This is a genomic window from Floccifex sp. (assembly GCF_051873555.1).
Classification (GTDB): domain Bacteria; phylum Bacillota_I; class Bacilli_A; order Erysipelotrichales; family Erysipelotrichaceae; genus Floccifex.
Genome location: NZ_JBJEEY010000124.1, coordinates 1 through 7,391 on the forward strand (window position 1 = coordinate 1; position 7,391 = coordinate 7,391).

The 7,391-nt window shown below is 29.8% G+C and carries 9 protein-coding genes; 1 reads left to right on the plus strand and 8 read right to left on the minus strand.

Translation table 11 applies throughout. The annotated features are described in order from the left end of the window. Window positions 1-34 precede the first annotated feature (34 nt). Both rpoD and ACI32A_RS07135 read right to left on the minus strand, forming a co-directional pair. The gene (rpoD, locus tag ACI32A_RS07130; RefSeq protein WP_439754349.1) at window positions 35-1,294 is read right to left on the minus strand and encodes an RNA polymerase sigma factor RpoD; all 1,260 of its coding nucleotides are present in this window, start codon (window positions 1,292-1,294) and stop codon (window positions 35-37) included. Between the two features lie 912 nt (window positions 1,295-2,206). Next, window positions 2,207-2,668, minus strand: a complete 462-nt coding sequence (locus ACI32A_RS07135) for a DUF5684 domain-containing protein (RefSeq protein ID WP_439754350.1) — start codon at window positions 2,666-2,668, stop codon at window positions 2,207-2,209. 80 nt (window positions 2,669-2,748) lie between these two features. Between ACI32A_RS07135 and ACI32A_RS07140 the strand changes: the two genes are divergently transcribed. After that, window positions 2,749-3,726, plus strand: coding sequence for an aldolase catalytic domain-containing protein (locus tag ACI32A_RS07140; RefSeq protein ID WP_439754351.1), 978 nt, complete (start codon window positions 2,749-2,751; stop codon window positions 3,724-3,726). 253 nt (window positions 3,727-3,979) lie between these two features. On the opposite strand, the gene ACI32A_RS07145 is transcribed toward ACI32A_RS07140, so the two are convergent. From ACI32A_RS07145 to ACI32A_RS07170, 6 genes are all read right to left on the minus strand, one after another. After that, window positions 3,980-4,417 (minus strand): hypothetical protein, encoded by a 438-nt coding sequence (locus ACI32A_RS07145; protein ID WP_439754352.1) that lies wholly within the window; start codon window positions 4,415-4,417, stop codon window positions 3,980-3,982. Beyond that, entirely contained in the window at window positions 4,407-5,054 is a 648-nt protein-coding gene (locus ACI32A_RS07150) for a phosphatase PAP2 family protein (protein WP_439754353.1), read from the minus strand. Before ACI32A_RS07150 ends, ACI32A_RS07145 begins: the two co-directional genes overlap by 11 nt. Then, window positions 5,051-5,824 (minus strand): phosphatidylserine decarboxylase, encoded by a 774-nt coding sequence (locus tag ACI32A_RS07155; RefSeq protein ID WP_439754354.1) that lies wholly within the window; start codon window positions 5,822-5,824, stop codon window positions 5,051-5,053. The genes ACI32A_RS07150 and ACI32A_RS07155 overlap by 4 nt, the downstream gene beginning before the upstream one ends. Beyond that, window positions 5,812-6,438 (minus strand): CDP-alcohol phosphatidyltransferase family protein, encoded by a 627-nt coding sequence (locus ACI32A_RS07160; protein ID WP_439754355.1) that lies wholly within the window; start codon window positions 6,436-6,438, stop codon window positions 5,812-5,814. The genes ACI32A_RS07155 and ACI32A_RS07160 overlap by 13 nt, the downstream gene beginning before the upstream one ends. 11 nt (window positions 6,439-6,449) lie before the next feature. Continuing rightward, complete coding sequence (locus ACI32A_RS07165; RefSeq protein WP_439754356.1) at window positions 6,450-6,983, minus strand: TVP38/TMEM64 family protein; 534 nt, start codon at window positions 6,981-6,983, stop codon at window positions 6,450-6,452. A 200-nt stretch (window positions 6,984-7,183) separates the two neighbouring features. After that, a complete protein-coding gene (locus ACI32A_RS07170) occupies window positions 7,184-7,333 on the minus strand; it encodes a hypothetical protein (protein ID WP_439754357.1) in 150 nt (49 codons plus the stop codon). Between the last annotated feature and the right edge of the window lie 58 nt (window positions 7,334-7,391).

Here is a 7,391-nt window from a genome sequence, read left to right on the forward strand (position 1 = left end):
TTTTATGTAAAGAAAAAGCTGACTTTTTGTCAGCTTAATTTTGATTATAAGAAGCTAATTTATTCAAACGAGTTGGATGTTTTAATTTACGAATAGCTTTGGCTTCAATTTGACGAATACGTTCTCGTGTTACACCGAATTTTTGTCCAACTTCTTCAAGTGTCATGGGTTGTCCATTATCTAATCCAAATCGCATACGAATAACGTTTTCTTCTCTCTCTGTTAAAGTCGATAATACTTCTCGCAAACTTTCTTTTAATTGTTCACGATATGCGTATTGCTCAGGTGAAATCGCGTTTTTATCTTCTACAAAATCACCTAACGTAGTATCGCCTTCATCTCCGATTTGCGTTTCCAATGAAGTCGTGTCAAAAGACATTAATTGAATTTCACGAACTTTTTCAGCTGTAATATCACCCATTTTTTCAGCAATTTCTTCAGCCAATGGATCACGACCTAAAATTTGAACCATCTCTCTTTGAATTCGAGTTAATTTATTCATGGTTTCAACCATGTGTACAGGAATACGAATAGTACGTGCCTGATCCGCAATGGCACGTGTAATGCTTTGGCGAATCCACCAAGTGGCATACGTAGAAAATTTAAATCCCTTTGTTGGATCAAATTTTTCAACAGCTTTAATAACACCTATATTCCCTTCTTGAATCAAATCCTGAAAATCCAATCCTCTTCCTGAATATTTTTTGGCAATAGAAACAACTAAACGAAGGTTCTTTTCGATTAATTCTTTTTCTGCTTCTTGTCCATCTAATACGATTTGTACCAATTCTTTCCGTTTTTCAACATTTGTTTCTGTTTCCAGTAAAGCTTTGGCTTCTCTACCTTCTTTGATTAAATTGGCTACTCTATTCTCTTCTTCGGCTTTTAATAATTTTGATTCACCAATACTTTTCAAATATAATTTTACGGAATCTTGTACGCTCCCTTTATATGAAGCAGCATATTCCTGCTCCATTTTTGAAATCTTTAATTCGTACAATTCTTCATCAGATTCTTTATTGTCATCATCAAAATCATCAAAATCTTCTTCTAAATCTTCGTCTAAATCTTCATCCATATCTTCTTCCAATAAATCATCTTCATCAGGTTCACTGTCTTGTTCCAACAAGATATTAGTGATTTCTTCTTTCTGTTCATTGGTCATTTCCAAATTGGATATAGCCAGCATAAAAGCATTTTGATCAATTTCTTCTCCAGTTTGACTGACATTCAATAAATAATCTTTTACTTCTTCGATTGATTCGAAATAGTGTTCTCTTAAATCAATTGACATGAAAATTTTCCCCTCTATCAGTTTCATTTTTTGAATACTTATTTTTGAAAATCGTTTTCAGTATCATGTTTATGATCATTTATTCTTATAACTTTATCAAAAAACGTGATATCATTATAAACTATTTTACATCTTGTTTTCAACACCAAAAGAAAGAAAAATAAGATATCACCAGAAAATAAAACTATAAATAATTTTAAGAAAATGCTTAAATATCATTCATATTTCATATTGTTTTTGTATACTAGTTTTACATACTTTTGTATGTGCTTTTGAAAGGAAGGCCTTTGATGAGTTAGATTGGAGCTTTTAATGGATTACTTAGTAATCTTGATCCTTTTATTAGTGATCTTGTATAAACTTCTTCGGTAATACAATTCGAAGGGGTTCATACCATTAAACAAAAATCTAACCATCTTGGTATCTTTCAAAGCGAAAAGCGAGAGTCGCCACTCTCGCTTTTCATATTGTCTAACCATCTTTGACTTTCGTCAGTTATATTTTAGTACGAATTTATAGATATTTCAAATATATATTTTTAAAGAAAATACTTAAATGTCATTCATATTTCATATTGTTTTTGTATACTTAATTTACATACTTTTGTATGTGCTTTTGAAAGGAGACCATTATGGTTATTTACTCATTGAAAGGAAGGCCTTTGATGAGTTAGATTGGAGCTTTTAATGGATTACCTAGTAATCTTGATCCTTTTATTAGTGATCTTGTATAAACTTCTTCGGTAATACAATTCGAAGGGGTTCATACCATTAAACAAAAATCTAACCATCTTGGTATCTTTCAAAGCGAAAAGCGAGAGCACCACCTCTCGCTTTTCTTTTTCATCTAACCATCTTTGACTTTCGTCATTTATATTCTAGTACATATTTAAAGACATTTCAAATAATTGAATCAAAAAAGTCCTTGATCTGACCATCCAGCAGGTCCATTGTATTGTACATGTGAAAAGCCAATATAAAGATAGCCAACAAAGCTGATAAAATATGTCACAATTCCAAATATCCAATCCAATCCAAATGATTTTGCTAAGTAGATATAGAGTTTGACTTGATAATAAATGATAGCCAAATTAGCTAAAATCGAAAAAATCGTCATAATAAATCCTGGATTGTCTCCTGCAATTCCTTCAATGGCTCCTAAAATAACTGTTAATCCAATCCAAATCCAGAAACTATGTGTGTTCCAGCTGATTTTAAACAATGTATATTGATTATATACAGGAATTAAAGATTTCCATCCTGGTTCTCCTGCTTTTTCAAAGACTTTCCATCCTGCTATCATTGATAAAGCTATAAGAACAAGTTGAATCATAAAAGCCATGCTTCCAAATAAAATTGATAATAATGTAAACATAAAATCTCCTTTTCTTATCATTATAATAAATTGAAATCAAAAAATCTATATGATAAAATTCATTCAAATGAGGTGATGCTATGAGAAAAGGTACTTTACTAAGTGTTCGTAAAGATATTCGTGTTGTTGATGCAACAATACGCGATGGAGGATTGTGCAATAACTTTGATTTTAGTGATGAATTTGTGAAAGAGTTATACAAAGCGAATATTAAAGCGGGTATTGATTATATGGAATTTGGCTACAAAGCAAGTAAGAAATTATTCGATGTCAATGAATTTGGAAAATGGAAGTTCTGTGATGAACAGGATATTCGAAATATTGTAGGTGAAAATGTATCGGACATGAAAATTTCTGTTATGGCTGATGTTGGACGTTGTGACTACAAAACGGATTTTCTACCAGCCAACGAAAGTGTTATTGACATGGTTCGTGTTGCTTGTTATATTCATCAAATTCCAGCTGCCATTGAAATGATTGAGTATTTACATGATTTAGGATATGAAACGACATGTAATATTATGGCAATTAGTCAAATCGGTGCCGACAATTTAAAAGAAGCATTGGAAATGTTGTGTGAAACGCCAGTGGATATCATTTATATTGTAGATAGTTATGGTTCTTTATATCCAGAAAATATTGAAAAATATTCAAAACTATATTTGGAATATGCTTCAAAATCTAACAAAAAACTAGGAATCCATGCTCACAACAATCAAAACCTGGCTTTTGCTAATACTATTGAAGCTCTTTCCTATGGAGTCAGTTATTTAGATAGCACAATTCAGGGAATGGGTCGAGGCGCAGGAAATTGTGCAAGTGAATTATTGTTAGGTTTCTTGCGAAATCCAAAATACAGTCTATATCCAATATTAACTTTTATTGAAAATTACATGGTTCCATTAAGAGAAAGTGGCGTTGTATGGGGATATGATCTGCAATATTTATTTACAGGACAATTGAATCGTCATCCTCGTTCAGCTATTAAATTTACAAATGAAAATCGTAAGGATTATTGTGATTTTTATAAAGATTTACTGGATGATTCTGTTTTCTAAGAAGAGCTTGTCTCTTCTTTTTTTTCCACAAATAATACCACTTTTTCCATTTGCATTGTATTTTAATCCATATAAAATATAATGAAATTGACAAAGAGGAAAACCAATAAAAAGTCAGATTATCTATAGAGACCTACCGCTATAGATAAAAACTCACCAGGGTAGTTTATATAGATTGAGATAGAAAGGAGTAGTCATGAATAAATTTATCTCATAAAAGGTCCTTACCAGTAGAAATTAGAGTAAGGACCTTTTAATATTGATTGAGTCTTCGATAGACAATATCAACTATTTCATTAATTTGGTTTCGATTTTCTTCTTTCAAATTGTATTTCACTTTATATTTTGAAAAAAACAAGTGTTGTTCATTATCGATAGATTGTAAACGATGTACTTGCATTTGATGCGATAAATATGATTCTACACTAAAATAGAGATTCGCTCTTCCCTTCTTAATTCGATTCACAATAAACCAATAGGTTTCTTTTGAAAATCCTTCTAAATAAGGATACTCATCTTTCATTTCTTTTACACCAAAACAAGGCCAGTATTTCGGATCAATCAATAATCGAACCAGTGTTTCTTCTTCTTTATTTTGTAAATCTTCATTCAGCAATCCTTTTAAATCTTGATTTAATTGATTCACTAAAGATACTAAATATTTTCGATTTTGTATTTCTTTAAAATTCATGTTTCCATTTTATCCATTTAATTGACATTATTTTTGTGATAAATCGAGAATAAAAAGGATAAATTTTCTTTGAAATCCAATAACTCCATTCGGCTAGCACAATACCACCAATAACATCCACTATTACGTGTTGACGAGTTGTTAAAGTGGAAATACAAACTAGAATTGCCATAATCAGTGAAAACCATTTATATCTAAACGAAATATCTTTTCGTTTTCTTATTCCAATCCAGCATAGCCAGCTGACTAAACAATGAATCGATGGAAATAAATTATCGGGTGCATCAATTTGATATAAATAATATAATAAATTATTTGATGTAACAATGGGGCGTATATTGGTAGTAGGTAAAGCAATAAATAAAAGAAAACAAATGATTTTTGAAACAAGATCCGCACAAAAAAAGCGATCACTTTCTTTTCGTTCTTGTTTTGAACACAAATAATAGTTAATCACCCAGAATATGTAACAACCAAAATAAATAATAACACTCATTTGTATAATGGGAATATCTTGGTCAATGGGTAAAGTCCAATTATAGTGTACCCGATTTTCAGTGATTAGACGTGCTCCATAATATACGAATTGATTAAAAAATAAAGCAATTGTTAAAACGATAACATTATATTTTTTCACGATCCAATCCAGCTTCCTATCTTTACACGAATTTCTTCGTTTGAAATATATTCTGGTTTTAAAGTCATTTTTCCTTTTTGAATTAATAAAACAATTGTAGAACCCGCCAAATCAAAATATCCTTTTTCTTCTCCTTTTTGAAAAGAACCTTTCTCAATATGATTCACAATTCCTCCAACCACAAAAGCACCTATTTCACATTGCGCAATTGTTCCAAAGTGCTTCGTTTCTAAAATAGAACATGTTCTTCGATTTAATGTATAAACTGGATAGGTTTCACAAACAATGGGTTGTACACTATGAAGTGTGCCTTCTATATATTTATAATGCGTTTGTATGCCATCGTCGATATAACAATATCGATGATAATCATTGGGACATAAACGAAAAACAAGAAGTGTTCCATCTTGAAATGCTTGTGCTTGTGTCTTATCTTGTAGAAAATCATCGATTTTATAATACGATCCTTTAATAAAAAAAGAACAATCTTTTGAAATTGAAAAAGAACTTAGCCATCCATCACATGGTGAAATAAAATGAGATGGATTTTTATCGATATTTTGTTTACAAGAACGAATAAAGAATTTTTGAAAGGTTGAATATCTTTGACTTAATTTCACATTATGTTTTTTTGCGTACATAGAAATAAAAGGATACGATAGTCTTGATTTTAAAAATGCAACAATTACACAATCAAAATGAGTAACCATAAGTATTTTTAATAAAAACCTTCCTGTTGTTGTTCCATATAAAAATTTTACAGAATCCATACAATCACCTTGCACAATGCAATAACAAAAATAATAGATAATAATAGTAATAAAATAATATTTGATATTTTTGGTTTTTTTATTTTAAATGGTGTTAAAAAAGCAATGGCAATCATAAATAAAGTAATTGGTAAAGCCCATTCAATTTTAAAATGAAAATGCTTACAAATAAAAACAAATAAAGGAATGATAAAACTTGAAGTTGTAACAGGAAGTCCTAAATAACATTCTCTTCTTCCTGTTTCATTTTGTTGTCTTTGAATTTCATCTACATTAAACCATGCCAATCGAATCAAAGCACATAATACATAAAAAGAAGAAATACATAATCCAATCATTGAATAACGAGTAATCACAAAAACAATGGTTGCAGGTAAGACTCCAAAACAAATTAAATCGGATAAAGAATCAATTTCAATTCCGAATTGTTTTTCCGGGATGGTTCTATCCATTGTTGAGGCTACTTTTCCATCAAACATATCACAAATTCCACTGATGATTAAACAAATCAAAGATAAAATCAATTTCTCTTGTAGAATACTGGCAATGCCTACAAAACCAGAAATCATTCCAATGTATGTCAATATAACTGTATAATTGTAAAATCCAAGCATATAGAGTCCTCTCAAATAAAATAAGCAAAAAATAAACAATAAAATAAAATACACCATGGTTTTGCCAAAACAATAATCCAGGTAAATTTTTTAAAAGACATAGAACATAGTCCAGAAAAATAACATAAAAAATCATCTGGTGCTAAAGGAAGTAAAATACTCAAGAATAAAACCCATGTATAGCTTTTCTTAGATTGAATCCATTGTACAAATCGTTCATATTTCTCAATAGAAATCATTTTTTTAACCAAAGCAACTCCATATTTTCGCGCCAATAAAAACGCAAAAATCGAACCTAAACTAATACCAATATAATTAATCCAAAATCCGTTTGTTGCTCCATAAATGGATGCTCCTACAATGCATCCAAAAAAACCAGGAAGAACAGGAAGAATCACTTGCATCATTTGAAGAATTGTTAATACAATAGGTCCAAACATTCCGTATTCAAGTATATATGTTTTTAAAGTCTGAATTGTTGAAAACTTTCCATCGATCCATCCTTTTAATACAATTCCAACAATAATAGATATTATTATGATCATAAAAATCATTATAATATTCTTTATTCGATTTTCTTTCATTTTCTTTTTCCTTTCATCGATAGTATATCGATGAATTCTTAAGTAATTATTAAAAAGAAAAGAAAGTTCTATAAATAATGTTTCCTATTTTATTATAATTTAATTTGTATATTATTTATATAGTAAATATATATTTATAAAAATAGACCAGAAATTCTGGTCTATGACATTTTTTCTTTTACTAAAGAATCAAGATATTTTTCAATGGAATCTGCAAGCTCTGTCAAAAATAAAATTAAAAACTCTTTATTCACTCTTTCAAATCCATTTTGGAAAACATCAGCCGCCGCACCAATTAATAAACGAGGCATCAGTTCCCGTGTTTAGAAGTTTGCACCATTTTTTTTAGAAGTAAGATAATATCGATAG